Here is a 24,331-nt window from a genome sequence, read left to right as displayed (position 1 = left end):
TGTGCCAGAGCAAGGAAAAATGGGTTTTGCCGACAGGAGTATACTCTTAGGTATTCGACTGGAGGCAAAAACCATTTTTGACGCAGCCCTGGCCAAAAAGATTATGTAAAAAAATTAGCTGGCCAAGCGTTCCTTGACATAGCCGACCAATCCGCCCTTATCGAGAATGACCGCCATGGACTTGGGCAGGGGCGGACAGGTGATTTCGGCTCCGTTGGTCAGATCGCGGATAATGCCGGTGGCGGCGTCAATTTCCAGCTCGTCGCCGTCATTGATCTTGTCCACATCGTCGCCCACTTCCATGAGCAGCAGGCCCATGTTGAACGAATTGCGGTAAAAAATGCGCGCAAAGCTGTGGCCGATAACCACCTGCATGCCCGCACCAAGAATGGCAATGGGCGCGTGCTCGCGCGAGGAACCGCAGCCAAAGTTGCGCCCGGCAACCATGATGTCGCCAGGGGTTACGCGCTTGACCCAATCGGGCTCAAGGCCGGACATGCAGTTTTCGCCCAGTTTTTGGGCATCGGTGGTGACCAGAAAACGCGCGGGAATAATGGCATCAGTATCAATATGTTCGCCCACTTTGTGGGCCTTACCCTTGTAGTTCATGCGGCTGTCCTTCTTTCTCTGCGCCGGGGCATGGCCAGGGCGCAGACAGGTGCTGATTTTTGCTGCCTACAGCTGATCGGGCCCGGCCACGCAACCCGCAATGGCCGAAGCGGCTGCCACAATGGGGCTGGCCAGATACACTTCTGAACTCAGGCTGCCCATGCGGCCCTTGAAGTTGCGGTTGGTGGTGGCCACGGCGCGCTCACCATCGCCAAGAATGCCCATGTGGCCGCCAAGGCAGGGGCCGCAGGTGCAGGGGCCAACCACGCAGCCAGCTTCCATAAAGGTTTCGATCAGGCCTTCCTTGAGGCACTGCTTCCACACCGTGGGGGTGGAGGGCAGCACAATGCAGCGCAGATGCTTGGCAACCTTGCGGCCCCGCAGCACTTCGGCGGCATCGCGCATATCGCTGATGCGGCCATTGGTGCATGAGCCGATAACCACCTGCTGGATGGGCGTATCGCGCACCGCTGAAACGGGCTTGACGTTGGAGGGCAAATGCGGGCAGGCCACCACGGGCTCCTTGCCGGTCACGTCTATGTTGACCACGCGTTCGTACACGGCGCCGGGGTCGGCTGCCAGATCCTGCGTGAGGCCGGGGCGTTTGTGCTCGGCACAGTAGGCGCGGGTTTTGGCATCCACCGCAAACAGGCCCACCTTGCCGCCCGCCTCAATGGCCATGTTGGCCATGCACAGGCGGCCCTCGACCGAAAGATCATCCACAACAGACCCGCCGAATTCCAGGGCCTTGTACAGAGCACCGTCCACGCCGATGGCGCCGATGAGCATAAGCATAAGGTCTTTGCCGCGCAGCCACTTGGGCATCTGGCCGTCAATATTCACGCGGATGGTGGAGGGAACCTTGAACCAGGTTTCGCCCAGGGCCATGGCAGCGGCAATGTCGGTAGAACCCATACCCGTGGCAAATGCGCCGATACCGCCGTAGGTGCAGGTGTGGCTGTCTGCGCCGATAACCACATCGCCGGGGCCCACAAGGCCCTGCTCGGGCAGCAGGGTGTGTTCCACGCCGCAGTCGCCGCCCTCGTAATAGTGGGTGATGTTCTGCTCTTGCGCGAACTTGCGGGTCACCATGACCTGATTGGCCGAATCAATATCTTTCTGCGGCGTAAAGTGATCCATGACCAGAGCAATCTTGTCTTTGTCAAAAACCTTTTCCGCGCCCATTCCCTTGAATGACTTGATGGCAAGAGGGCCGGTAATGTCGTTGGCAAGCACCAGCGACACGCGGCACTGAACAATCTGGCCGTCCTGTTCCACAACTTCGTCTGTGTGGGCTTGCAAAATTTTTTGCGCAAGCGTCTGTGGCATGGTCTACTCCTTTCATCCTGAACTTCACCGAGGGGGGCGCGGCGAATACGGTTTCACTGTGGCGCACAGAGTATGCGCCCCGTGGTTGTTGCACCAATATGGCGGCACAAAAGCGCCTGCCCTTTGCGGGTACTGCGGGCATACAGGCCAGCCGCCCCCGCAGGGAGGCGGCCAGGTCCGTTGCACACCAGAGAAAACAGCCGCTAGTCGTGCTGGCAGTGCAGGCGCGGGCCTTCCTGCTCTTTTTTAAACAGGTGGTTCAGCGCGTTGACATAGGCACGGGCGCTGGCCACAAAGATATCGGGGTGCGTGCCGCGTCCCACGGCGCTGACCTCGCCCTCGCGCAGACGCACAGTCACTTCGCCCTGGGCATCCGTGCCGCCGGTGATGGCGTTGATGGCGTACTGCTCAAGCTCTGGCTGGCGGCCCACCATATCGGCAATGACGTTGAACAGGGCATCCACAGGGCCCACGCCAAAACCCGCGCCGCTGCGCTCAATGCCCTTGATATCCATGATGACGGCAGCCGTTGGCGGCACGCCGCCCGCGTCGGAACTCTGCACGCTCACATGACGCAGGCGGAAGAGATCGGGCATGCGGTACACTTCTTCCTGCACAAGGGCCATGAGGTCGTCGTCGTGCAGGGTCTTTTTGCGGTCGGCCAGTTGCTTGACAGCTTCAAACACGAGGTTGAGCTGTTCGTCGTCGAGCTTGTAGCCCATGCTTTCAAACTTGTTGCGCACAGCGTTGCGGCCAGAGTGCTTGCCAATGACAAGGTTGCTCTCGGTGCGGCCCACAGACTGCGGGGTCATGATTTCGTAAGTTTCGCGGTTTTTCAGCATGCCGTCCTGATGGATGCCGGACTCGTGCGCAAAGGCGTTGGCGCCCACAATGGCCTTGTTGTTGGCAATGGGCTGACCAATGGTCATGGAGAGCAGGCGGCACGAGGGATAGAGCTGCTCGGTAATAATATTGTGCTCAAGCTGATAGTAGTCGTGGCGCACACGCAGATTCATGACCACTTCTTCAAGAGCGGCATTACCGGCACGCTCGCCAATGCCACACAGGGTTACCTCGGCCTGGCGCACGCCCACGCGGAAGGCGGCCAGGGTGTTGGCCACGGCCAGCCCAAGGTCGTTGTGGCAGTGTACGCTGAAGATGGCCTTGTCGCTGTTGGGCGTATTCCTGATAACGTGGTCAAGAAGCGCGGCGTATTCCTGCGGTTCGGCATAGCCCACGGTATCGGGCAGATTGATGGTGCTAGCCCCGGCCTTGATGGCGGCTTCTACCACACGGCAGGCAAAATCGCCCTCGGTGCGCGAAAAATCCTCAAGGGAAAATTCCACATTGCTGGTGTAGGTGGAGCAGCGCTTCACACCCTCGACAATCATTTTAAGAACGTCTTCGGGGTCTTTGCGCAGCTTGTGCTTCATGTGCAGGGGCGATGTGGACAAAAAGACATGGATGCGGGGATTTTTAGCCACTTTAACGGCTTCCCAGCAGCGGTCGATATCGTTGGCAACGCAACGGGCAAGGCCCGCCACCTGAATCTCCCCGGCCTGGGCGGCTATGCGCTGCACAGATTCAAAATCGCCGGGGCTGGATGCAGGAAAGCCCGCTTCCATAATGTCCACGCCCAGCACTTCAAGCTGGTGCGCAACACGCAGTTTTTCCTGCAAATTCATGGTGGCGCCGGGCGACTGCTCGCCATCGCGCAAGGTGGTGTCGAAAAAATAGACGCGGTTGTTCATGACAAACTCCTCTGGTGCTGACAATGATGGCTATATCTTGCATAACGGCCACCGTAAAGGGCGGCTGTCCAGGGAGCGTCTTCCGCCCTTAAAGGGGCGGCGAACCGTTACGCAACCTCAATCGCTCTGGGGCGATAGGGCGCGTAGTAGCTGACGATTGCGGCGGGGAAGAATAATGAAGGTGTAGACAACGCCGCCAACGATGTAGACGGCGCAAAGCACAAAGCCCATGACTCGCGGAAAGGAAATGACCGTTCCGAGCACAAGCAAAAAGAAAAGCATGGTGCGGATGGGGTGGGCGCGCAGAAAATCATATTCCTTGAATGAAAAATAGCGCACCTTGCTGACCATCAAAACCCCAACGCCAATGGCGAGCACAAGGGTCATGTAGGGCAGGGCCCCAAGCATGGACGCGGGGAAATGCGCGGCGCAGAACACAAAGGTAACCACCGTGCAGCCAGCCGCAGGAATGGGCAGACCGATGAAAAAGCGCTTGCCCACAGCGGCCGTGCTTACGTTGAACCGTGCAAGGCGCAGTGCGCCACAGGCAGCGTAGATAAAGGCGGCGGCTATTCCCATGCGGCCAAGTGACGAAAGCTGCCACTGCCACATGAGCATGCCGGGGGCAATGCCAAAGGCCACAAGGTCTGAAAGGGAATCGTACTGCACGCCAAATTCGCTGGCGGTATTGGTAAGACGGGCCACCTTGCCGTCCAGCCCGTCCATGACGGCAGAAAGCAGAATGGCGAAGCAGGCCGACTCGTAGCGGCCCTGTACAGCCCACACCATGGACAAAAAGCCGAGAAACATGCTCAACGTCGTGATCATGTTCGGCAGGAGATATACTCCCTTGCGCGGCTTTTTAACTTCCGGGGCCATCATTCACCATCTTTAAATAACTGCCGCAGATGCGGCTTTGCGGGCCGGGCTATTCCGCCCTGGCCACCACGGTCTGCCCGGCAAACACCTGTTCGCCGATGCGTGTGGCCGCAACATATCCCTGCGGAAGGTAAAGGTCAACTCGTGAGCCAAAACGAATCATGCCGTAGCGCTGCCCACGGTCAAGGACATCACCCTCGTCAACGCGGCAGACAATGCGGCGGGCAATAAGACCGGCAATCTGCACCATTGTCCAGGGTTTGCCATCGGCATCGCGCATGCTGTAGGCGCAGCGCTCGTTGTGCGTGGAGGCCTTGTCAAAGGCGGCGTTGACAAACGCACCGGGAAAATACCTGATGCCTTCAACTGTACCCGCAACGGGCGCACGGTTTACATGCACGCTGAACACGTTCATGAAGATGCTCACGCACAGCCGGGACTCGTCGGTAAAGGGGTCGGGCCGTTCTTCGATACGGATAACCTTACCGTCTGCCGGGCTGACGGCAAGCCCCTCACCCTGGGGCACAACCCTTTCGGGATCGCGGAAAAAGTGCATGCTGAACCAGCACAGCGCCAGAAAAACCACAGCCAGCGGCCACCAGCCCATGCAGGCAAAAACCAGTGCGCTCAGCGCGGTAAGGCCTATGCAGGGCCAGCCTTCGGGGGTGATGCCGCAGTTGGGTGAACGCATGGCGACTCCTGAGTGGAAATTGGCGCGGGCAAACCGGCAATCAGACCAGCCCGCAAAAACTTGTCGGCCATATGCCGAAAGATGAATATACCCCGCCATCGCCACCAAGGCAAGCCCCAACAATCCCGCGCCCTTGCCCCGTCATCTGCCACTGCGCCATACGCGGTAAAGCCCTGCAAAAACACCCTGCCAGGCGTTTTGTGCGCCTATTGCGGAGAATGCGCGGCGCGGCTATACTTTCATAATGAACAGAACAACCGCCATCTGCCTTTTACCCCTGTTGCTGGCCGCCGCTGGCGGCATGGTGGGGTGCGGCCCCAAGGATGTTGGCGAGGGTTCATCTGCGCGCTACGAATCACAGCCCCAGGGCGTAAGTGTTGAGGATCAGCTGCGCTATCCCGTGTACGGCTCAAACAACACACAGCGCATGCTCTATCTGCAAAACAGACCCGATGTCATGCAAAACGTGCAGCAGTGGCGCATGATGCAGTTTCGCCGGGCCAACGGTCTGGACAATGCCGCAGACCCCGAAGACCCGCAATACAGGGCTGTTCCAAAGCAGCGCAGTCCTTTCAGGCAGTAATAATGGATCCGATCACACATGCCGCCAGCGGCGCTGTGGCCATGCTTGCCATGCCCCACCGCCCCGCAAGCCGCTGGGCTGTTCCCCTTGCCGCCCTTGCCGCAGCCTCGCCCGACATGGACGTGGCCTTTGCCCACACCCCCTTGCAGTTTTTGCTGCTGCACAGGGGCATTACCCACTCGCTGGCGGCGGCCCCCCTGCTGGGTCTTGTGTTTGCGCTGGCTGGCTATACCCTGTGGCGGCCAAAAACTGCGCAACACTGGCGCTTTGCCAAAACATGGCTGTTCATGACAGCCATGATCCTGCTGCACATCTGGCTTGATTGCATTACCACCTACGGAACCATGATTCTTCAGCCTTTTTCAGACATGCGCATACGGCTGAACGCGGTTTTCATCATTGATCTGCTGCTCACCCTGCCCCTGCTGTGGGCAGTATGGCGCTGGCGGGCGCGGCGCGGCCTTTTGCTGCTGGCTGTGGCGTGGATGTTCGTTTACCCCGCCATTTCCATCGGGCTCAACGCCTGGCACACGGCGCAGACCCGTGACAACCTCGCGGCGCAGGGGCGGGCTCCCCAAAACATTGTGGTACTGCCCGACGCCTTTTCGCCCTTTTTTTGGCGCGCCCTTTACACCGAGGCCACGCCCAGGGGCCTGATGGTATGTGCGCAGGGGCTCACCGCCCTTGGCCAGCCTCACGGGCCGGAAACCACTGCCCCGGCGCTGCCGGAAAGCTTGGCCCGCGACCTTGCGCGGCAATCTGTGGCTGCGCGGGCATTTTTGCAGTTTACGCTGCTGCCCGTGGTGGCCCCGCTGCCAGCCGATATGCTGCCCGGCGACATGCTACCCGGCGACAGTACTTCTGCGGTGCAGCCAGCAGATGCGCCCTCTCCCAGCTATATCATGGTTCACGATCAGCGCTTTGGCACCAGCCTTGCCCTTGTGCGCAGCATCATGGCCATGCGCCCCAGTGCCGATATTCCTTTTAAATATATGGCAGAGCTGGCCCCCGCCCCCGCCACTGCAGAGCTGGACACCCCTTCTGCCGATTCCTCGCAGGAAAGCGGCAAGGCCGCCGCCCCTGCCCTGGACGCTGCCCCGGCCCATACGCAGCGCCTGCTGCGCGAACGCATGCGCTTTTCAGACAGCCGCCGTGATTCCCTCTGGCAGGCCCCTCGCCCGCCCACACAGCCAGGCCTGCTGCAATGGCTGGTCGGCCTGCGCTGAACATTTTTGCGCAACCCGCCACAGTGAAACATCCGGCGCAGTTGCCCCCGGCGGGCCTGCCATTTGCCGCAATGACTCGCATATCATTTTGGGGTAACGTCAATTCCCGCCTCAGCTGGCCCATGCGGCAGACGCGTGCGCTTTAAAATGCCAACCGGCGCTGACACGTCGGGAAATATCCAGAGGTAACAATGAACGATAACTTTACGCATCTCGACAGCCAGGGCAATGTAACCATGGTAGACGTGGGTGCAAAAGCCCACAGCGAGCGTGTGGCCATTGCCGAAGCTGTGGTAGAACTGGCCCCGGCCACCATGGAACTGCTGCGCAAAAACGCCCTTCCCAAGGGCGATGTGCTCACCTGTGCCAAGATTGGCGGCATCATGGCAGCCAAGCGCACGGGCGAGCTTATACCCATGTGCCACCCCCTCAACCTGACGTATGCGGATGTGCGCTTTACGGTAACAGAAACGCCGCCCACGGTGCGCATAGTGGCAGAAACCCGCACGGTGGGCCCCACCGGGGTGGAAATGGAAGCCATAGTTGCTGCCCAGACCGCAGCGGCCACCATTTATGACATGTGCAAGGCCGTGCAGCGTGACATTGTCATCAGCCATGTGCGCCTGCTGCACAAACGCGGCGGCAAGAGCGGCGAATTTAACGCACAGGATTTCAACGAATGAATCTTGCTCAAATAGACCCTGTGGCCCTTTCCATCGGCAGCCTGCAACTGCGCTGGTATGGGCTTATGTATCTGGCCGGATTTGGCCTTGGCTGGATGCTGGGCCGCTGGCGCGCCTCGCGTCCCGGCTCTGGCTGGACAGCCCCCGATGTGGACGACCTGCTGACCTGTGTGATGATAGGCATTATTCTGGGCGGCAGGCTCGGCTACGTGCTGTTTTACGATCTGCCCGTGTACATCAACGACCCCATGGAGATCATGCGCATCTGGAACGGTGGCATGTCGTTTCACGGCGGGCTGCTGGGCGTTCTTGGGGCGTTTTGGTACTTTGCCCGCACACGCGGCAGAAGCTTTCTGGAAGTGTCCGACTTTATTGCGCCGCTTATTCCGCAGGGCCTCTTTTTTGGCAGGCTCGGCAACTTTATCAACGGTGAGCTGTGGGGCAAGGTCAGCGATGCGCCCTGGGCCATTGTTTTCCCCGGTGCGGGGCCGCTGCCCCGTCATCCCTCGCAGCTCTACGAGGCCGCACTTGAAGGCCTGGTGCTCTTTATCATGGTGTGGGTGTTTTCGCTCAAGCCGCGCAAGCTGGGGGCTGTTTCTGGCCTGTTTGCCCTGGGCTATGCCGTGTTCCGCTTTGCCGTGGAATTTGTGCGCATGCCCGACGTGCAGCTGGGCTATCTGGCCTTTGGCTGGCTGACCATGGGCCAGCTGCTGTGCGTGCCCCTCATGCTGGCAGGTGCGTGGCTGTTGTGGCGCAAGGCCCCTGTGCTGGCCAGGCAGATGCCCCAGACCGAACAAAAAATCAGCCCCCGCAGCAAACAGCCCAAGGGTCGCAAGAAATAACTTTTACACCGGCATGTATGGCGGGCGCTGTCTGCGCGTTGGGTTGTCCCAAATTGGGGGCAAGGTCGTGTTGACAGCGCCACGCTTTTTTGTGAAGCTGACCGGCGTTTATCCACATCATATTTTGGAGTACTCATGGCCAAGGAAGGATCAATCGAAGTAGACGGCGTGGTGCAGGAAGCCCTGCCCAACGCCATGTTCCGTGTGGAACTGGAAAACGGCCACGAAGTTCTGGCCCACATTTCTGGCAAGATGCGCAAGTTTTACATCCGCATTCTGCCCGGCGACCGCGTCAAGGTCGAACTTTCGCCCTACGATCTCACCCGTGGGCGCATTACCTACCGCATGAAGTAGCTGCGGGCGCGGCGGCTTTTTCCGCCACCAGAGTGGCCTTTTGCGCCATTGGCCGCGCCCCCTTTCAGCTTGTTTCTTCAGTGGCCCGTGCCCACGGTCTTAGACAAGACCCACCACACGCAGCAGGGCCACGCACAGCAAGGCCCACACGCCAGCCACAACATCATCAATCATGATGCCAAACCCGTCGGGCAGCCAGTTTTCCGAAGCCCGCACGGGCCACGGCTTGCAGATATCAAACAGCCGGAAAAAGGCAAACGCTGCCAGCACCAGCCAAAAGCCGGGATTTTCAAAAGGCAGCAGCACAAGCCATACGCCTACCAGCTCGTCGATAACCACCTCGCCGGGGTCTTTGCGTTCAAGCAAATGCTCGGCGCGGGTGGCGGCCAGCCCGCCCAGCACAAAAATCAGCGCCAGCAGCACCGCCCGCCAGGGCAGTGACAGGGGCAGAAAAATGTACGGAGCCAGCAGGCAGGCAATGGCCGTGCCCCAGGTTCCCGGGGCCTTGGGGTCGAGCCCGGCAACCCCCAGGCGGCAGAACGACAAAATCAGCTTGTCAAAAAAACTCATTCGGCCTCCGCGATGTGCGTGTTTTTTATGCACCTTACGCCCAAAGCCCACGCAAGACCAGCGCAGAAGACATCCACGCGCAATTATTGCCTAAAGAGCATATTTGCCGTATATGCAAGCCCATGGACAAAAACCGCAGCGAACTTTTTGCCCACTTCAGCTACGACGACAGCCTCACCTACGAGGCCCTGCTTGAAGTGGAAGAAGACCTGACCCGCGAAGTTGAGCAGTTGCTCCAGCGGGCCGGGGCTGCCCACCTTGATTTTACCCCTCTGGGTGATGCGCTCATGTTCCAGTGTGTTTTTGAAGCGCACCGGCTCTACGTGTACCGCAAAATTGCCCTTGAAATTGCCGCACTTCTGCCGCAGGGTGTGCGCGGAAGGCTGCTGTGTGTAGACAAAAATTTTGAGTCCATGCACGTTTTCTGGCTGCGCCCAGGCGAATGGCAGGAAGAAGAACGCCCGGTTCCCGTTGACCCGCCGGCAACCCTAAAAACATGGCGCATCGCCTCGGCAGACGCACAAAATGCTGCCGCTGACGATGATGAAAGCGGGAAAGGATAAAAAGAAAATCCAAGGGGCAGAAGCAAAAAAAGCCGGACAACGAGCCCGTGTAACGGGGCGGCAAAATTAGCACAAATTGGCTATTCCGGCGATTAGCAGCAAGACAGGCCGAAGACTGCTGCAAGCGGAACAAATTTCAGCCGCATAAATTGCCCCAATCTCATTCAATAGCATCGGCCCCCGCCGCTTGCCACGCGCAACACACGCCCGGATGGTGGAATGGTAGACACAAGGGACTTAAAATCCCTCGGCCGCAAGGCTGTGCGGGTTCAAGTCCCGCTCCGGGTACCAAGCTACAATCTCATTAAGCCCCATAAAGCCTAAAAAGCCTTGTGGGGCTTAATAATTTCCAAGTTTATAAGTCTTGGATAGTCTCAAAAGCTCCGTTGACATATCGCGCCATTGGGGGCAACTTAAGGGGCAGATTACAATTTCTTGTTGCCACCTCACATGGAGTTGCCCCCATGCCCCTCACCGATACCGCAATTCGGGCAGTTAAGCCCACCACCAAGGCTACCAAGCTGTTTGACGGCGGCGGGCTTTACCTTGAAGTTGCCCCAAGCGGGGGCAAGTGGTGGCGGCTTAAATACCGCTTTCAGGGCAAGGAGAAGCGCATATCACTGGGCACCTATCCTGCCGTGGGATTGAAGGATGCCAGAGAGAGGCGTGAACAAGCCAAGAAGCTATTGGCGCAGGGCATTGACCCAAGCGCCCACAAGCAAGAAGCGAAAGCTGCCGCCGCTGCTGTTGAGCAGGAGCAGACAACGACCTTTGAAGCCGTAGCCCGTGAGTGGTTCTCCAAAAAGAAGGCCGCGTGGAAGCCGGTTCACCAAAAGAAAATTCTTTCTCGCTTGGAAAATCAAATCTTCCCTTTCATTGGTGACAGACCTTTTTCATTATTGGACCCGCCGACATCCTCACTGCGATTCAGAATGCTGAAGCAAGAGGGGCCATCGTGACCGCCCACCGCCTTGCGCAGCTTTGCGGGCAGGTTTCCCGCTATGCCCGCATTGTGGGGCATACCCGCTATGACGTTGCCGCAGGCCTGACAGAAGCACTCACTCCCGTGCAGACCAACCATTACGCAACCATTACAGACCCGGCAGAGGTAGGACACCTCCTCAGAGCAATAGACGAATACGCCGGGGAGCCTTCAATCTGCTTTGCATTGAAGATGCTTCCTTTCGTGTTCGTGCGCTCCGTTGAACTCCGGGGCGCAGAATGGAGCGAAATTGATCTTGATGCCGCTGAGTGGACGATCCCAGCGGAACGAATGAAAATGAAACGCCCCCACGTCGTTCCCCTGGCAGGCCAGGTGCTGGCGCTGCTAGACAACCTGCGCTCATTAACTGGCGAGGGGCGCTACCTGTTCCCAAGCTTGTACAGTGCAAGCCGCCACATTTCAGATGTTGGGCTTCTGAACGCGATACGCCGCATGGGCTACGCCAAGGGCGTTATGACAATCCACGGCTTCAGAAGCATGGCCTCTACCCTGCTCAACGAGCAAGGATACAGAGCAGACGTAATTGAAGCCCAGCTTGCCCACGGCGAGAAAAACGCCATTCGGGCCGCATACAACCATGCCGAGTATTTGCCGGAACGCCGCCGCATGATGCAGGACTGGGCGGATTATTTGGAAGGATTAAAGGCAATCGAAAATTGACAATAACTTTCTCCCGGATAGGCCGACGGGCTGAAAAGCGGATACCTTGACCGCCTTCCGGGAGATTTTTCAAGGAAAAACCCTGCAAGGGGGGACACCATGGACTACGGGAAAGCCCTAATAACTGAATTTCTTGACCCCGATGAAGTGAGTCGAGGTGTGAGAGATAGAGTTGCAAGAGGGGAACCATTCGACGTTTACCTTGCAAGGGAGGGATATAGAAGAATTATTCCAGATATTCCATACTACGAATATGTGCCAATTTTTTCTGTCGTAAAGGCTTTTGGAATAACTGGTGAAAAAATACGTTTGCTGTATGATCTGTATTTAAAATGTAGCGTGTACAAGAATAAGTCTCCGCAGTATGCGGATTTGATAAGCATTGAAGAAAAGAAAAATCATGTTGGGCAAATAGTTGCGTCTTTTTATGTTTCCGTGATTATGCACAACGCTCAGGCAATAAGTGAGAGTAATGCCTGGGCTATAGTAAAAATATTGAGAGAAAATATCTCAATAGTGTTAAATGGTCATATTTTAAAAGAAGAACTCTATTCGTATATGGCAGCAGCAGGAGAGCAACAAGTTTCTTCTGCCGATGGCTTGCCAATGCCCTGCACTCAGCCACAAATGGTCATAAACAATGTGGCTCAGGCATACTCGCAAGTGACACAATCCCCGCCTATTTTTGTTGCCCCGCAGTCATCCTCAAAGTCAGAACCCTCAAGACAAGAAGATGAATATACACCAAGCGAAACGCACCATGCACATGGACACAATGAAGCCCCCCCAGAACCGACGCGCATCCCCGTGAACGTTCCATCTTCAAGGTGGGCGGGGAAAACTCCTGAACAGATTTTCATGGCCCTGAAAGATGATTACGCCCCAGAAGTTATTGCCTTGATTATGCAGAAAGTGAGCAACAATAAAACAGAATGCGGAAAAGCCTTATCATTAGGTGAGTATAACAGCGGGAAAATAAAAGACGAAGGAAACTACCGGAGGTTTTTTGTCAAACTTCTTGAAGCCGGTAACTCAAAGTACTCATTAACTTTTAACAAATAGTATCGCTTAAAAGCCTGCCATGCGCCTTATTTTTGCCCGTTTTTAACCCTCTTTACGACCGCTTTACGCCTCACACAAGTTCTACACTCTCACATAGCCTCTTACGCAACAGCAAAGCGTAGGAGGCTTTTTTATGAAAGATGTCACATTGAACAGTCGGAAGACTTTGAGAGCAAGGGGCGTAGCCGCTTATTACGGCATTGGTGTAGCGACTGTTTGGCGTTGGGCAAAAGAAGGAAAACTGCCCAAAGGTACCCGCCTCAGCCCCCGCGTTACAGTATGGCGAATTGAAGACCTGGAAAGGCTGCTCGACCAGGCCACCGAGGGGGCGTAGCCATGAATGCCCTCAAAATCTTTGAGCATGAAGCCTTTGGCAGTGTTCGGGCTATCGAGCGCAATGGTCTGCCGTGGTTTGTGGCCAGGGACGTTTGCGACTGCCTTGAAATCCGCACACCCTCGGTAACTCCGTGCAGCAGACGGCAGATAACTTTCTCAAAAGCATGCTGGCAATGGGCCAGATGCAGAACAACAACGCTTGGCGCATGGCTGAAATGAATATGCAGAACCAGCGCCTTGCCGACGCTATCCGTGCCCACAAAAGTTGAACCCGTAGCTGCCAAAAAATAGGTTAACGCGTTGACACATACCAATTTGTAATTACATTACGATAAACCTTTAAGGAGGGTTCAATGTCTGAAGATAAATGGGAATTCTACGTTGATAACAACGGCAAGTGGCGGTGGCGCCGTGTCGCCTCTAATGGACGCATAACCGGGGCATCCTGCCAAGGCTATGCAAACAAAGCGGATTGCATCGATAACGCTATCCGCAATGGTTACGCGGGTTAACCGTCACCTCAACCTCCCCAGTTGACCGCACTGCAAAACCCCCTGCCTTCCAAAACAGTCAGGGGTTTTTGCATGTTCAATTATTTCGCCAAACTCCATTACATATCATAAAATTTTCTTCACGCGCAGCGGCAATAATTTTTTTCTTCATATGATATCAGCACTTGCGCCTGCCAAAACCTCCCACTTGACATAGGTTTGTTTATATGTGTAACTTTATAAATAAACCTATACGCACAGGGACTTCATATGGAAATTTTCTGGCGGACTAGCCTTGAAGAAATATATCAAAATTTTCTCATTAACCTTCAGTTCATGTCTGACCGATGCGAGCTTTGCGACGTATCATTTGCGCAAGGCAGAACACCGAACTACGAATCTATCGCCCAACAGAATCTATATCTTCTGCGATATTTTTCTGCCTATCTGTTTGAATATCATCTGGCCTACCAGAAGCTGCAAGAGGCAAGATTTCTAGACGGAGCTCCGCGCATTACCTCATTGGGCTGTGGCAGTGGCATAGACGGCGCGGCAGCAAAATTCGTTTTTGATGATTATTCGTATCGTGGTATAGATCGTGTACGGTGGGGCAAGTGGTTTGCGAAAGAACCACCTTGCATTGGCGATGCAGGAGCGTTTACCCCTATACATGATAATGTTTTTGTATTTCCCAAATCTCTAGGGGAGCTTCCCGACTGGGTTGTAGACGCTCTTGCTTGCAATTTGCCAAGAACATCGGCAAAAAAAGTCTGCATTATCAATTCACGGCGTAAAGAAACAGCGTCCGATGGGCCTGCGTGTACAAAAATTCTACAGGGATTCTCATCCGCAGGGCCAATTAAATACGCCCAAATTCAGATACGCCAGCAAGGCAACGAAAAAACGGGATTTAAGAGCGACAAGTTCTGGTTCAACTATCCGCCTGAGATCAAACAAACAATATTATCTCTTGCGCAAACCTGCCCATCCAGGCCGCAATGCCCGCAAGGAGTGTCTGCCGATGCACCATGCCGTCGCCTGGGTTCAAACAAGTTGTGCTGGAACGGGGGTGTGCCCATGCAATGGAACCCTGTTTTATCAGACTGCAATTTCTGCACAGATATTTACCTGATCGACCGAACATAACATGCACCCCAAAATAACGATCAATACTCCCAATGGCAGTGTTCAGGGGCTTGCGCCCCTGATCATTTCTGCCAGCCGCACTACCGATATTCCCGCCTTCCACACCGCATGGCTCATGCACAGGTTGCGGGCGGGTTACTGTGTCTGGGTCAATCCCTTTAACAGGAACCAGCGGCAGTATATTTCGTTTGAAAAGTGCAAAGTTATTGTTTTCTGGTCAAAAAATCCCGCGCCGCTTCTGCCTGAGCTGGACGAAATTGCAGATCGCGGCATCAAGTTTTATTTTCAGTTCACGGTCAATGACCACGTAAAGGAAGGCATAGAGCCCAACGTGCCACCGCTTGAGCGTCGGATAGAAACATTCCTTCGCCTCTCTGAAAAGATTGGCCGCGAAAAGGTTATCTGGCGGTATGACCCCATATTTCTTACGCCAGAGCTGGCTGCCGATGAAATTCTTGAGCGTATTGCCAGGCTGGGCAATCAGCTGGCCCCGGCCACTTAAAAGCTTGTTTTCAGCTTTATCGACATTGGTGACTATAAAAAAGTTAGTTCCAATCTCAGCAAAACCGGCATTGATGTGCGAGAACCTTCTGCCAGCGAGCAAATATATTTTGCAAAAGAGCTGCAAAAAATAAATGCCAGCTGGCCCGTGAGGCTAGAGCTGGCAACCTGCGCAGAAGGGCAGGATTTTTCGGCGTATAACATTCTGCACAACAAGTGCATTGATGACCGGCTGATCTGCAAAATCTGTAAAAATGACCCAGAAATTCAGATTGCCTATGGCAAACCGCCCCAGCAGATGCAGCTTTTGCCCTCGGCCCCTTTACAAAGCTACCCAGAACTCAAGGACAAAGGGCAGCGCGAGGTGTGCGGGTGCGTCCCCAGTAAAGACATTGGCGCATACAATACGTGCCTGCACCTGTGTACCTATTGCTACGCCAACCACTCAGAAACGGCAGTGAAAAACAACTGCCAAAAGCTCACGCCAGAAACGGAGAGCCTGATTTTGTAACTTTCAGAGCTGCGGCGCAAAACCGCCACACCCAAAAAATACCCCTCTGCCATGGCATAAGCTTCTACAACTCCCGGTTTGCCGATTTGATGGCGGGAGATCAACCGTTTGGAACACTACATCTAGACAATATTATACCATTCATTGAGTACACTTGCTTAAAAGACTCTACGACACAAAACCTTCATAAATAGGTATGCAACGGCTGCATCACAAACTATCTACGAAAAATATTCGTTTTTTACCCGTAGCATTTTTTGCAGCCCATTCTAGCGCCTTGCCGTAGCCAGCACAGGCGTTGATGCAGTCCCCGCAATGGGTGCAATCCTGCCGGTCTGGCCCGCCCTTGCGGCGCGGGTTCAGGTCGAGTGAACAGGCAAGCTGGCAGGGAGCCTTGCCCTTGCAGGTACATTTTGTGGCCTGCCAGCCAATGCGCAGGCCAGGAACAGCCCCAGGCAGGCATTTTGCCGCAAGCCCCAGCAGCACAGATTGCGGGCACACCAGACGACACCACAGCCGCCTGCCCGTGGCAAACTCCAGCGCCAGCGCCGCCAGCGGCACGGCAGCGGCCCCAAGCAGCAGCCATGCGTCATCGCCTTGCCACGCAAACACAGGCAGCAGCGAGAGTTCGCCGGGCAGTGAAACAACGCCCAGCACGGGAAATCCCGCCCCCAGTGCCGCCACCAGCCCCAAGACCAGTAACAGAATCTTGCCCCAGAATGCCTGCCGCGCCACCATGCGTGCGCCAGACCGCCGCCAACGCAGGGCATATACCAGCTCGGACAAAAAACCGTAGGGACAGACCCACGAGCAGAACACGCGCCCCAGCAGCAAGGCAATGCACAACGATAGTATGGCCCCAGCCAGCAAGCGCCCCGCTGGCAAAAAGCCCATGGCCGCAACCTGGGCCGCTCCAACGGGATCGGCAAAGGGTATGCCCAAAAAGTCGAGCGCAAAAAAACTGCCGTTTACCCCGCGCCAGCCCGCCAGATTCAGCCACGGCAACTGGCACAAACCCGCCACAACCAGCAGTTGCACTGCCCGCCGTACCGCAATCAGTCTCATGCCTTGCCTCCCGGCGCTTTTTCCACAGGGATGCCCGTTTGCGGCTTGTGCCGTGACGATACGGGCACAATTTCCACTGCCTGCACCGGGCACACGTATTCACATATGCCGCAGCCCACGCAGGCCGTGGTCATGGCTGGAACAAGCCCGCCCGAAAGCACCACCGCCGAACCCCGCAGGGGGCAGCGGTCGTAGCAGGTCATGCACATGGTTCCGGTTGCGAAATTGTGACAGCGGTTTTTCAAGATATAGGCTTGCCCCATACCCGCCCGCTGCATTTCAGTAACCGAATTGTCCAGGGCCCCGCTGGGACAGACCGGCGGACACTTCATGCACAGATAGCAGGGCTTTCTGCCGGGACGAATCTGCGGAGTGCGCCGCGCGCGTCCAAACCCACCAGCGAGCTCAATACTCTCGTGCGGACAAATGGTGGCGCACTTGCCGCAACGCACGCACTTGCGCAAAAAGGATTCCTCATCCCCTGCTCCCGGTGGCCGCAGGGGCGGCACAAACAGGCTCATGCCTACTCCCCTGCCCTGAATGGCGTATCCTCGCCATCCGCCCCACGGCGGCGTGGCTGGTGCGCCGGGCAACCCATGTGGCCTTGCGCGTCCATGTCATCCTCATAGTTGGCAAAAACGAGATGCAGCTCGTCCACACCCGGCAGCTCACGCAGGGCGGAAAGTTCACCTTGTATTTTGTCAGAGGCCTGCTCCACCACCAGCACCAGACCGCCAATCTCGGCATCTGCTGGCGTGCGCTGCACGTCCACAATACCCGCACGGCCCCGCACAGCCGCTTCCAGCCCGGCAAGCGCCCCGGCGGGTGCGCCGAGAATGATTCCCGCAATGGCCATATATCCTCCCGCATTGCCCCGCCCGCGCAGAACACACGGGCGGGGACTTTTTCCGTAAAAGGGGCTTGCTGCCAAAACTAGGCCTTACGCACCCGCGCCGCGCATATCTTGTATTCCGGCTCGCGCGATGCCGGGTCTGTGGCGTCCAGAAACAGCTTGTTGACCAGCTTTTTGGGGTCAAAAAACGGCACGGCCACCAGCCCCGGCCTGCACACATCACTCACGCGGGCGGGCAGTTCCATTTTGTCGCGCCGGGTTTCAAGCACCACGGTTTCCCCGTGCCTGATGCCCAGGGCTGCTGCATCCTGCTCGTTGATTTCCACAAATGCCGCAGGGTTGGCCTTGAGCAGTTCAGGAACCTTGCCCGTCATGGTTGCGGTGTGCCAGTGGTCGATAACGCGCATGGAGGTGAGATACAGGGGATATTCTGCATCAGGTTCTTCCGCAGCCCCCTTGGCCGGACGCATAAAGATGGTGGGCCTGCCGTCGGGCTTGCCGTAAAAAAAGAACTTGTCCGGATGGTCGGCAGGCACAAGCGGATCGTGCCCGCGCACATAACGCAGGCTGGTTCCGGGGTGGTCTTCCGAGGGGCAAGGCCAGATGATGCCCGATTCCTTGCGCAGGCGCTCACGGGTCATGCCATAGAAATCATAGGTGGTTCCCTTGGCAACCATGCGCCATTCGTTCCACACGTCCTCGGCGTTTTTAAAGTTCACCAGTTTGGGATCAACCCCCGCACGCTTGGCGAATTCCACCAGGGTGTTCACTGTGGGGCGGCACTGGCCGGGCGAATCAACGGCTTTTTCTGTCAGCGAATAGCGGCGTTCGCCGCAGCCGTACACGCCATCGCGCTCGCACCAAAAGGCAGGCGCAAGCACAAGGTCGGCATATTGCAGGGTTACCGCATCGGGGAAGGCCTCGATGCACACAATGAACGATTCCGGGTTGGACATGGCCTTGTGAACCTTGTTCAGGTTGGGCAGGGTGTGTGCGGGGTTGGTTTCGCAAATAACCATGCATTTCACGTCGCCACGGCCAAGGGCCTCAAACAGCGCCACAGTGTGGTGGCCGGGGGTGGGAGCAATACGCCCTTCGGGCAGGCCCCACAATTTTTCCATTTCTGCCCGGTGCTTGGGATTGGGAATGGCACGCCCGGCGGGCAACAGATGCGCCAAAGCGCCCGCATCGCGCACGCCGCCGCAGGCATTGGGCTGGCCGGTGAGCGAAAAAGACGTAGCGCCGGGGCGGCATATCTGCCCGGTCAGCAGATGCAGATTGTGGATAAGATTGTTGGCAAAAACACCCTGCACGCGCTGGTTGATACCCATGCACCAAAGGCTCATGGTGGCCGATGATTCGGCAAAGGCGCGGGCCGCAGTATAAATCTGCTCCACAGGAACACGGCATATCTCGGCCACCTTTTCGGGCCGATAGTTTTCCAAAAATGCCTTGTAGCCTTCAAAATCAGAGGGCTTGCCCTCCGGGTCGGCAAAGCTCACATAGCGCTGCCAAAAGCGGGGGTTGTCCAGCTCTTCGTTAATGATCACCCAGGCCATGCTGTGCATGAAGGCCAGGTCTGTGCCGGGGCGAAAGGCCACGTGCATGTCGGCAATGCGGGCCGTGTTGGTACGGCGCGGGTCGGCCACAATGATCTTGATGCCCGGCTCTACCTGCTTGCGGCGGGCAATGCGGCGGAACAGTACGGGGTGCGCCTCGGAGGTATTGGAACCGATAATGAAAAAACAGGTGGCCTGATCAATATCGGCATAGGTTCCCATGGGCTCATCCTTGCCAAACGTGGTGGTGTAGCCGCCCACAGCCGAGGCCATGCACAGGCGGGGGTTGCCATCCACGTTGTTGGTGCCAAAGCCGCCCTTGAAAATCTTGTTGGCGAGGTAGCTTTCTTCTGTCAGGCACTGGCCAGACCCGTACCATGCTACGGAATTGGGGCCAAAAGTATCTATGCTGTGCCGGAATTTGGAAGCCATGAGATCAAGGGCTTCGTCCCAGCTCACGGGTTCGAGGGGGCCGCCCTTGGTGCGGCGCAGCATGGGCTGGGTGACGCGCTCCTTGGAGTTGAGCACGGGAATGAGCAGCGAGCCCTTCAGGCACAACAGGCCCGCATTGTGGTTGTTGGGGTCGCCCTGAATGGCCACGGCCTTGCCGTTTTTAACACCCACCATAACCCCGCAGCCCGTGCCGCAGTAGCGGCATACGCCCTTGACCCATTTGTCCGGCTTGTTGTCGTCTGCCGCAAGGGCAAGCGTGGGCAGGCCAGCGCCCGTAGCCGCCGCCATGGCGGCCGACATGGCAAAAAACCGTAAAAAGTCACGACGTGATGTATTCATATCCGCAACCTCGCTAGTTACGCTTGGCATGATTGTTTTGTTACCCTGGCTGCCCCCGCAGGGGCACACCCACTCCCGACCAATGACAGCGGAGGCTACAAATCCGTTTTGCCGCTGGGCGTGCGGTATTCGTAAGCCTTGCCGTGCATGGGACTTTGGTGGTTGGGATGACAGCTGGAACAGTCATCGCGTTTGCCAAACTTGGCTTCCATGCGCTGGATGGAAAGCGAGTGACAGCGGGCGCACACCTCAACCCCCGGCGCGCGCGTAAAGGGAATGGCCCCCTTGCCGTCGGGCATGCCGTGACAGGTCTGGCAGCGCACCAATGTGATGCCGTGTTTGCTCTCGTTCCATTCCTGCGCGATGCGGGGCGTGCTTTTCATGTGGCAGGTATAGCAATCGCCCGCCATCTGCGGCGAATCCAGATGCTTTGCCGCTTCGCACCGCTCGGCAGGAAAGGCCCAGGCCATGTACAGAAAATAGCCGCCCGCCAGCACCGCCAGGGCAAGCAGAACAATGAGCAGTTTCTTGTTGCGGGTCATGGCCGTATCTCCTTAATTTTCTGTGCGAACTTATGATTGGCGGGAATGCGTTCGTCAAAAACGGGCAAATGGGCGAGGTTGCGGTGGCACCCCACGCAGCCGCTGCGGGCCTGACCGTTCTTGCCCTCGTAGTTTTCGTGAGCAAGGCGGCCCTCAACCGACACAGGGCCGTCGGCCTTGGCGTTGCGGGTCAAATCCTGATGGCAGGCGCGGCAGTTGGCATCGTCGGTAAACCGGCGTGCAATGGGTTGCATGGCAGCGCGGTTAAGGTCTGTGCCACCCTCCACGTTGTGTACCCACAAGTCCTTGATGCCCATCCATGCCTTGGCGCCGAGCATGCGGGCCAGATTGCCCGACGGGATATGGCATTGCGAGCATCCAATGGCTTTGCCCTGTGCGTCCTTGGCGTGCGGTGAGAGCATCAGTTCGTCCTGATACACGCGCATTTCGTGGCAAGAAAGGCAAAACGCCGTCTGCGACGAATACGACACCCCCGCTGCCGCCAGGCCCACGCACGCGGCCAGGGCAATACAGCCCACAATCCAGACGCGCTTAGAAGGATACGGCATGGTTTTGGTCTCCATGGCTGAGGGTTCCGCCATGCCCCTGAGCATCGTTGTCCGATAAAATAGCTGGAGCTGGCGCAAATTGTGAATTTACGCACAAAAGCAAGACCAATGCCAAATGCACCATTTAAATTTTTTGTGTGATTAATGGCAGTTTGTGTTTTCTTGTACGGCAGGGGCTTGGTGCTTTGTCATAAAAAAATGACAAAAATCATCTGTACCTGACAGGCTGAAATCATAAAATGACAAAAGCCCCGGATACGTCGAGGACGAATCCGGGGCCGGTCAGAATTCTTTGCTCTTCAGCTGCCGCAGGCATCTGCCAGACTTCCAGAACCCCTTGTGGAAGGGAACAAATTCGGTAAAATCGCCCCATGATACGTTACGGATTTGCCTGCAAGACCATTGGAGTTTCGGGGGCTGACCTTACGGCCATCACCCTTGGCAGGGCCACGCCCGAAAACATGCTGGGCGTGTGCCGCCACAATCTGCGCGCGCTTGAAGCCATGCTGCGCTACTGCGCAGAGGCGCACATACCGCTCATGCGCATCAGCTCGGACATCATTCCACTGGCCTCGCACCCCCAAAACAGCTTTGACTGGCAGCGCGAGCTGCAAGCGGAACTGGCGGCAGTGCGGGCAACGCTGGCGCAGACGGGAATCCGCGTTTCCATGCACCCAGGCCAGTACACGGTGCTCAACTCACCCCGGCAGGATGTGGTTGACCGGGCTGTTGACGATCTGGTGTTCCACGCCGCATTTCTCGATGCCCTTGGAGCAGACGGCAGTGCCCGCATTGTGCTGCACCTGGGCGGCGGCTATGGCGACCGGCCCTCGGCTTTGCAACGTCTGACAGAAAACCTGCTGGCCCTGCCCCCGCAGGTGCTGGCCCGCATTTCGCTTGAAAACGACGAGCGCGTGTTCACCATAGAAGACGCCCTTGCCGTATGCGGCACGTGCGGCCTGCCAGCCATTTTTGACGTGTTCCACCACTCGCTCAATGCCCCGGCCCACGGCACGCAGGCCTACTGGCTTGACCGGGCCATAGAGAGCTGGAGCCCGCAGCATGGCCGCCCCAAGCTGCACTACAGCCAGCAACTGGCAGGCGGCAAGCCGGGCATGCACTCGCGCTTTATCGCCATGAAGGATTTTCTGGAATTTCACCGCTCGCTTGAGGGGCGCGAAGTGGACGTGATGCTGGAGGTCAAGGACAAGAACCTTTCGGCGGTAAAGTGCATCAACCTGGCAAACACCAGTGTTTCACGCCACGAACTCACCCGCGAATGGGCCAGATACAAGTATCTGATTCTTGAGCGCGATCAGGCGGCGTACAATACCTTTCGCGCCATGCTCAAGGCAGATGCGCCCACCGCCCACGATTTTTACAGGCTTGTGGAACAGACTCTGGAAAAGGAAATCCACGGGCCGCAGGCCTGCAACGCCGCTCAACACGTGTGGGGCTATATGGACAAACTTGCCACGGCCGCAGAAAAAAAACGTGTTCTGACGGCCATGGGTGATCTGCAAAACGGCCCGCAAAACCTGCCGCGCCTCAAACGCGCCCTGCTGGGGCTGGCCCTGAAACACAACGTGGAATATCTGCTGCAAAGCCTCTATTTTTACATTTAGCGGCAAAAGAAAAACGCAGGGTACTCCCTGCGCCTATTGCTTCAACTATTTTCCGGGCGCTGCCACGCCATGTGCAGCAATGGGTAGGGCATGCCCTGCCCATCCTGTGCCGAGCGCCCCACAATCCCAAAACCCTGCCGTTCATAAAACGTCAACGCCTGCGGGTTCTGCTCGTTCACATCCAGAGTCAGACGCTTGTGGGCCGCCTTTGCGTGGGCCAGCAGCGCTGCACCAATCCCGCACCTGAAACAGGCCGGATCGACAAAGAGCATCTCAACCTGGGGGCCATTGCAGCCCATAAAGCCCACGGGGCGCGCTCCGGCAGATGGGGATTCGCTCAGTTCGGCAACCCACAGGGACTCTACCCCTGGCAAATAAAGCCTGCGTACATCTTCAAAAAGACGTTCCACCTCGGCGGGCGGCAAAAATTGGTGGGTCGCCTCTACGCTGCGCCGCCACAACAGGCTCAGGGCCTCGTGGTCTGCCCCAGTTGCCTGCCGAATGCCCAGCTTGCCTGCGAGGCCTGACGCGCCTGCAACAGGCTGGGCAACAACATTTATGCTCATGACCTGACTACCGGCTACCTTTCATTCTGCCCCGGTGCGCCCGCCACCAACCCCGCCGTCTGCCCAGCAGAAACAGGAGACTCCTGTTTTTGCACATCGGGGCTGTTCTGCTCTCTGGTCAGCTGGCCGCTGTCGATCATGGCGCGAGCGCTGCTCTCGGCCTGCGGCGCAGTAGCCTCGGCAACCGGAACCGTCTGCTCCTGCTTTTTTGCATACTTGGGCGAAAAATGGCGCTCAACCAGGGCCACCCCAACGGTATAAAGCACAAAAACCACGGTTACCGCACCAAGAAAAAGCACAGTGCGCCATACCATTTTAAGCGTTTCCATACATCTCCACTAAAATTCTTTGACTGGTTTGATCTATTCCGCAGCCGTGGGCAGCACTTCCATGGTGTCGCCCGTGCGCACCTCGCCGCCGTGCAGCACCTTGGCAAATACCCCCTGGGTGGGCATGATGCACTCGCCCATGGTGTGGAATATCTGGCAATGGCTGTGACATTCCTTACCGATCTGCGACACCTCAAGCAACACGTCGTTGCAGGCGATGTGCGTGCCCACGGGCAGGGCGGCAAAATCAATGCCGTCCACCACCAGATTTTCGCCAAAACAGCCGTTGGCAACCAGCGCCCCACGGGCCTTGAATGCCTCGATGGCCTGCCACGAAAGCAGGCTCACCTGCCTGTGCCAGTTGCCCGCGTGCGCGTCGCCCTCGATGCCGTGATTTTCAATAATATTGGCAGACGCTACGGCCTTTTTGGCCGTGCCCTTTTTCTGGCTGGTGCAGATAGCCACAATTGTGCCCATAATGCTGTTCCTTTGCTTGCATAAACCTGTTGCCGCACCTCTGCGGCCGCCACAGTTTGCCCCAGATGCGGGGCCGCGTCCAGAAGGGAAGCTTTACCACTGCCTTTTCTGCCGGGCATTCCCGGTCTGAAGGCGGATTTTCTGAAAATTGCCCCCGGCAGTAC

At 57.1% G+C, this 24,331-nt stretch carries 27 protein-coding genes, 1 tRNA gene and 2 pseudogenes; 15 read left to right on the top strand and 15 right to left on the bottom strand.

The window, feature by feature from the left end; translation table 11 throughout:
* Window positions 1–114: 114 nt before the first annotated feature.
* The 5 genes from ACE3NW_RS08270 to ACE3NW_RS08250 form a co-directional block, all read right to left on the bottom strand.
* Window positions 115–609, bottom strand: coding sequence for a 3-isopropylmalate dehydratase small subunit (locus ACE3NW_RS08270; protein WP_374282291.1), 495 nt, complete (start codon window positions 607–609; stop codon window positions 115–117).
* 66 nt (window positions 610–675) lie between these two features.
* Window positions 676–1,938 (bottom strand): 3-isopropylmalate dehydratase large subunit, encoded by a 1,263-nt coding sequence (gene leuC, locus ACE3NW_RS08265; protein WP_374282289.1) that lies wholly within the window; start codon window positions 1,936–1,938, stop codon window positions 676–678.
* Between the two features lie 203 nt (window positions 1,939–2,141).
* A complete protein-coding gene (locus tag ACE3NW_RS08260) occupies window positions 2,142–3,689 on the bottom strand; it encodes a 2-isopropylmalate synthase (RefSeq protein ID WP_374282287.1) in 1,548 nt (515 codons plus the stop codon).
* Window positions 3,690–3,806: 117 nt separating this feature from the next.
* Entirely contained in the window at window positions 3,807–4,571 is a 765-nt protein-coding gene (pssA, locus tag ACE3NW_RS08255) for a CDP-diacylglycerol--serine O-phosphatidyltransferase (RefSeq protein ID WP_374282285.1), read from the bottom strand.
* 46 nt (window positions 4,572–4,617) lie between these two features.
* Window positions 4,618–5,259: a phosphatidylserine decarboxylase family protein gene (locus tag ACE3NW_RS08250; protein ID WP_374282283.1), complete on the bottom strand. Its 642-nt coding sequence runs from the start codon at window positions 5,257–5,259 to the stop codon at window positions 4,618–4,620.
* Window positions 5,260–5,503: 244 nt separating this feature from the next.
* Here ACE3NW_RS08250 and ACE3NW_RS08245 point away from each other — a divergent pair, with 244 nt between their 5' ends.
* The 5 genes from ACE3NW_RS08245 (at window position 5,504) to infA (ending at window position 8,947) form a co-directional block, all read left to right on the top strand.
* Entirely contained in the window at window positions 5,504–5,842 is a 339-nt protein-coding gene (locus ACE3NW_RS08245; protein WP_374282281.1) for a chemotaxis protein, read from the top strand.
* A 2-nt stretch (window positions 5,843–5,844) separates the two neighbouring features.
* Complete coding sequence (locus ACE3NW_RS08240; RefSeq protein WP_374282279.1) at window positions 5,845–7,068, top strand: metal-dependent hydrolase; 1,224 nt, start codon at window positions 5,845–5,847, stop codon at window positions 7,066–7,068.
* Between the two features lie 191 nt (window positions 7,069–7,259).
* Complete coding sequence (gene moaC, locus ACE3NW_RS08235; RefSeq protein WP_374282277.1) at window positions 7,260–7,751, top strand: cyclic pyranopterin monophosphate synthase MoaC; 492 nt, start codon at window positions 7,260–7,262, stop codon at window positions 7,749–7,751.
* Window positions 7,748–8,593: a prolipoprotein diacylglyceryl transferase gene (lgt, locus tag ACE3NW_RS08230; RefSeq protein ID WP_374282275.1), complete on the top strand. Its 846-nt coding sequence runs from the start codon at window positions 7,748–7,750 to the stop codon at window positions 8,591–8,593. Before moaC ends, lgt begins: the two co-directional genes overlap by 4 nt.
* A gap of 135 nt (window positions 8,594–8,728) precedes the next feature.
* Window positions 8,729–8,947, top strand: coding sequence for a translation initiation factor IF-1 (gene infA, locus ACE3NW_RS08225; RefSeq protein ID WP_006008898.1), 219 nt, complete (start codon window positions 8,729–8,731; stop codon window positions 8,945–8,947).
* A gap of 99 nt (window positions 8,948–9,046) precedes the next feature.
* Here infA and ACE3NW_RS08220 read toward each other — a convergent pair whose 3' ends face one another.
* Window positions 9,047–9,517: a phosphatidylglycerophosphatase A gene (locus ACE3NW_RS08220; RefSeq protein WP_374282272.1), complete on the bottom strand. Its 471-nt coding sequence runs from the start codon at window positions 9,515–9,517 to the stop codon at window positions 9,047–9,049.
* 122 nt (window positions 9,518–9,639) lie between these two features.
* Between ACE3NW_RS08220 and ACE3NW_RS08215 the strand changes: the two genes are divergently transcribed.
* The 9 genes and pseudogenes from ACE3NW_RS08215 (at window position 9,640) to ACE3NW_RS08175 (ending at window position 15,790) form a co-directional block, all read left to right on the top strand.
* The gene (locus ACE3NW_RS08215) at window positions 9,640–10,080 is read left to right on the top strand and encodes a hypothetical protein (RefSeq protein ID WP_374282270.1); all 441 of its coding nucleotides are present in this window, start codon (window positions 9,640–9,642) and stop codon (window positions 10,078–10,080) included.
* A 205-nt stretch (window positions 10,081–10,285) separates the two neighbouring features.
* A tRNA-Leu gene (locus tag ACE3NW_RS08210) sits at window positions 10,286–10,371 on the top strand.
* Window positions 10,372–10,544: 173 nt separating this feature from the next.
* Window positions 10,545–11,074 (top strand): annotated as a pseudogene (locus ACE3NW_RS08205) (tyrosine-type recombinase/integrase); the annotation flags it as partial.
* A gap of 180 nt (window positions 11,075–11,254) precedes the next feature.
* The gene (locus tag ACE3NW_RS08200; RefSeq protein ID WP_374282343.1) at window positions 11,255–11,743 is read left to right on the top strand and encodes a tyrosine-type recombinase/integrase; all 489 of its coding nucleotides are present in this window, start codon (window positions 11,255–11,257) and stop codon (window positions 11,741–11,743) included.
* Between the two features lie 99 nt (window positions 11,744–11,842).
* Entirely contained in the window at window positions 11,843–12,805 is a 963-nt protein-coding gene (locus tag ACE3NW_RS08195; RefSeq protein ID WP_374282268.1) for a hypothetical protein, read from the top strand.
* Between the two features lie 133 nt (window positions 12,806–12,938).
* Window positions 12,939–13,139 carry a helix-turn-helix transcriptional regulator gene (locus tag ACE3NW_RS08190; protein ID WP_374282266.1) on the top strand — a complete coding sequence of 67 codons (201 nt, stop codon included), beginning with the start codon at window positions 12,939–12,941 and terminating at the stop codon, window positions 13,137–13,139.
* A gap of 355 nt (window positions 13,140–13,494) precedes the next feature.
* Window positions 13,495–13,653: a YegP family protein gene (locus ACE3NW_RS08185; protein WP_374282264.1), complete on the top strand. Its 159-nt coding sequence runs from the start codon at window positions 13,495–13,497 to the stop codon at window positions 13,651–13,653.
* A gap of 249 nt (window positions 13,654–13,902) precedes the next feature.
* A complete protein-coding gene (locus ACE3NW_RS08180; protein ID WP_374282262.1) occupies window positions 13,903–14,778 on the top strand; it encodes a hypothetical protein in 876 nt (291 codons plus the stop codon).
* 1 nt (window position 14,779) lies between these two features.
* Window positions 14,780–15,790, top strand: a pseudogene (locus tag ACE3NW_RS08175) (DUF1848 domain-containing protein).
* Between the two features lie 210 nt (window positions 15,791–16,000).
* Here ACE3NW_RS08175 and ACE3NW_RS08170 read toward each other — a convergent pair.
* The 6 genes from ACE3NW_RS08170 to ACE3NW_RS08145 form a co-directional block, all read right to left on the bottom strand.
* Window positions 16,001–16,855: a 4Fe-4S binding protein gene (locus ACE3NW_RS08170; RefSeq protein WP_374282260.1), complete on the bottom strand. Its 855-nt coding sequence runs from the start codon at window positions 16,853–16,855 to the stop codon at window positions 16,001–16,003.
* Window positions 16,852–17,376, bottom strand: coding sequence for a 4Fe-4S dicluster domain-containing protein (locus tag ACE3NW_RS08165; protein ID WP_374282258.1), 525 nt, complete (start codon window positions 17,374–17,376; stop codon window positions 16,852–16,854). The genes ACE3NW_RS08170 and ACE3NW_RS08165 overlap by 4 nt, the downstream gene beginning before the upstream one ends.
* A gap of 2 nt (window positions 17,377–17,378) precedes the next feature.
* Window positions 17,379–17,711 carry a hypothetical protein gene (locus ACE3NW_RS08160; RefSeq protein ID WP_374282256.1) on the bottom strand — a complete coding sequence of 111 codons (333 nt, stop codon included), beginning with the start codon at window positions 17,709–17,711 and terminating at the stop codon, window positions 17,379–17,381.
* A gap of 77 nt (window positions 17,712–17,788) precedes the next feature.
* Complete coding sequence (locus ACE3NW_RS08155) at window positions 17,789–20,059, bottom strand: nitrate reductase (protein WP_374282254.1); 2,271 nt, start codon at window positions 20,057–20,059, stop codon at window positions 17,789–17,791.
* Between the two features lie 95 nt (window positions 20,060–20,154).
* Window positions 20,155–20,601, bottom strand: a complete 447-nt coding sequence (locus tag ACE3NW_RS08150) for a hypothetical protein (RefSeq protein WP_374282252.1) — start codon at window positions 20,599–20,601, stop codon at window positions 20,155–20,157.
* Window positions 20,598–21,170, bottom strand: a complete 573-nt coding sequence (locus ACE3NW_RS08145) for a cytochrome c3 family protein (RefSeq protein WP_374282250.1) — start codon at window positions 21,168–21,170, stop codon at window positions 20,598–20,600. The genes ACE3NW_RS08150 and ACE3NW_RS08145 overlap by 4 nt, the downstream gene beginning before the upstream one ends.
* Before the next feature lie 371 nt (window positions 21,171–21,541).
* On the opposite strand from ACE3NW_RS08145, the gene uvsE reads away from it, so the two are divergent.
* A complete protein-coding gene (gene uvsE / locus ACE3NW_RS08140; RefSeq protein ID WP_374282248.1) occupies window positions 21,542–22,795 on the top strand; it encodes a UV DNA damage repair endonuclease UvsE in 1,254 nt (417 codons plus the stop codon).
* Between the two features lie 41 nt (window positions 22,796–22,836).
* Here the strand turns inward: uvsE and ACE3NW_RS08135 are convergent, their stop codons facing one another.
* The 3 genes from ACE3NW_RS08135 to ACE3NW_RS08125 are packed head-to-tail and all read right to left on the bottom strand — an operon-like array spanning window position 22,837 to window position 24,167.
* Complete coding sequence (locus ACE3NW_RS08135) at window positions 22,837–23,361, bottom strand: GNAT family N-acetyltransferase (RefSeq protein ID WP_374282246.1); 525 nt, start codon at window positions 23,359–23,361, stop codon at window positions 22,837–22,839.
* A gap of 14 nt (window positions 23,362–23,375) precedes the next feature.
* Window positions 23,376–23,690 (bottom strand): hypothetical protein, encoded by a 315-nt coding sequence (locus ACE3NW_RS08130; protein WP_374282244.1) that lies wholly within the window; start codon window positions 23,688–23,690, stop codon window positions 23,376–23,378.
* 33 nt (window positions 23,691–23,723) lie between these two features.
* The gene (locus ACE3NW_RS08125) at window positions 23,724–24,167 is read right to left on the bottom strand and encodes an MOSC domain-containing protein (RefSeq protein WP_374282242.1); all 444 of its coding nucleotides are present in this window, start codon (window positions 24,165–24,167) and stop codon (window positions 23,724–23,726) included.
* Window positions 24,168–24,331: the final 164 nt, after the last annotated feature.

It is taken from the genome of Desulfovibrio sp. (assembly GCF_041907885.1).
Classification (GTDB): domain Bacteria; phylum Desulfobacterota; class Desulfovibrionia; order Desulfovibrionales; family Desulfovibrionaceae; genus Desulfovibrio.
Note: the sequence above shows the minus strand (reverse complement) of the source record. Positions and strands in the feature narration are given on the sequence as shown.

Coding starts and splice junctions, on each gene's coding strand:
- ACE3NW_RS08270 (WP_374282291.1), bottom strand. CDS start 609: ATGAACTACAAGGGTAAGGCCCACAAAGTGGGCGAACATATTGATACT.
- leuC (WP_374282289.1), bottom strand. CDS start 1,938: ATGCCACAGACGCTTGCGCAAAAAATTTTGCAAGCCCACACAGACGAA.
- ACE3NW_RS08260 (WP_374282287.1), bottom strand. CDS start 3,689: ATGAACAACCGCGTCTATTTTTTCGACACCACCTTGCGCGATGGCGAG.
- pssA (WP_374282285.1), bottom strand. CDS start 4,571: ATGATGGCCCCGGAAGTTAAAAAGCCGCGCAAGGGAGTATATCTCCTG.
- ACE3NW_RS08250 (WP_374282283.1), bottom strand. CDS start 5,259: ATGCGTTCACCCAACTGCGGCATCACCCCCGAAGGCTGGCCCTGCATA.
- ACE3NW_RS08245 (WP_374282281.1), top strand. CDS start 5,504: ATGAACAGAACAACCGCCATCTGCCTTTTACCCCTGTTGCTGGCCGCC.
- ACE3NW_RS08240 (WP_374282279.1), top strand. CDS start 5,845: ATGGATCCGATCACACATGCCGCCAGCGGCGCTGTGGCCATGCTTGCC.
- moaC (WP_374282277.1), top strand. CDS start 7,260: ATGAACGATAACTTTACGCATCTCGACAGCCAGGGCAATGTAACCATG.
- lgt (WP_374282275.1), top strand. CDS start 7,748: ATGAATCTTGCTCAAATAGACCCTGTGGCCCTTTCCATCGGCAGCCTG.
- infA (WP_006008898.1), top strand. CDS start 8,729: ATGGCCAAGGAAGGATCAATCGAAGTAGACGGCGTGGTGCAGGAAGCC.
- ACE3NW_RS08220 (WP_374282272.1), bottom strand. CDS start 9,517: ATGAGTTTTTTTGACAAGCTGATTTTGTCGTTCTGCCGCCTGGGGGTT.
- ACE3NW_RS08215 (WP_374282270.1), top strand. CDS start 9,640: ATGGACAAAAACCGCAGCGAACTTTTTGCCCACTTCAGCTACGACGAC.
- ACE3NW_RS08200 (WP_374282343.1), top strand. CDS start 11,255: ATGCTTCCTTTCGTGTTCGTGCGCTCCGTTGAACTCCGGGGCGCAGAA.
- ACE3NW_RS08195 (WP_374282268.1), top strand. CDS start 11,843: ATGGACTACGGGAAAGCCCTAATAACTGAATTTCTTGACCCCGATGAA.
- ACE3NW_RS08190 (WP_374282266.1), top strand. CDS start 12,939: ATGAAAGATGTCACATTGAACAGTCGGAAGACTTTGAGAGCAAGGGGC.
- ACE3NW_RS08185 (WP_374282264.1), top strand. CDS start 13,495: ATGTCTGAAGATAAATGGGAATTCTACGTTGATAACAACGGCAAGTGG.
- ACE3NW_RS08180 (WP_374282262.1), top strand. CDS start 13,903: ATGGAAATTTTCTGGCGGACTAGCCTTGAAGAAATATATCAAAATTTT.
- ACE3NW_RS08170 (WP_374282260.1), bottom strand. CDS start 16,855: ATGAGACTGATTGCGGTACGGCGGGCAGTGCAACTGCTGGTTGTGGCG.
- ACE3NW_RS08165 (WP_374282258.1), bottom strand. CDS start 17,376: ATGAGCCTGTTTGTGCCGCCCCTGCGGCCACCGGGAGCAGGGGATGAG.
- ACE3NW_RS08160 (WP_374282256.1), bottom strand. CDS start 17,711: ATGGCCATTGCGGGAATCATTCTCGGCGCACCCGCCGGGGCGCTTGCC.
- ACE3NW_RS08155 (WP_374282254.1), bottom strand. CDS start 20,059: ATGAATACATCACGTCGTGACTTTTTACGGTTTTTTGCCATGTCGGCC.
- ACE3NW_RS08150 (WP_374282252.1), bottom strand. CDS start 20,601: ATGACCCGCAACAAGAAACTGCTCATTGTTCTGCTTGCCCTGGCGGTG.
- ACE3NW_RS08145 (WP_374282250.1), bottom strand. CDS start 21,170: ATGCCGTATCCTTCTAAGCGCGTCTGGATTGTGGGCTGTATTGCCCTG.
- uvsE (WP_374282248.1), top strand. CDS start 21,542: ATGATACGTTACGGATTTGCCTGCAAGACCATTGGAGTTTCGGGGGCT.
- ACE3NW_RS08135 (WP_374282246.1), bottom strand. CDS start 23,361: ATGAGCATAAATGTTGTTGCCCAGCCTGTTGCAGGCGCGTCAGGCCTC.
- ACE3NW_RS08130 (WP_374282244.1), bottom strand. CDS start 23,690: ATGGAAACGCTTAAAATGGTATGGCGCACTGTGCTTTTTCTTGGTGCG.
- ACE3NW_RS08125 (WP_374282242.1), bottom strand. CDS start 24,167: ATGGGCACAATTGTGGCTATCTGCACCAGCCAGAAAAAGGGCACGGCC.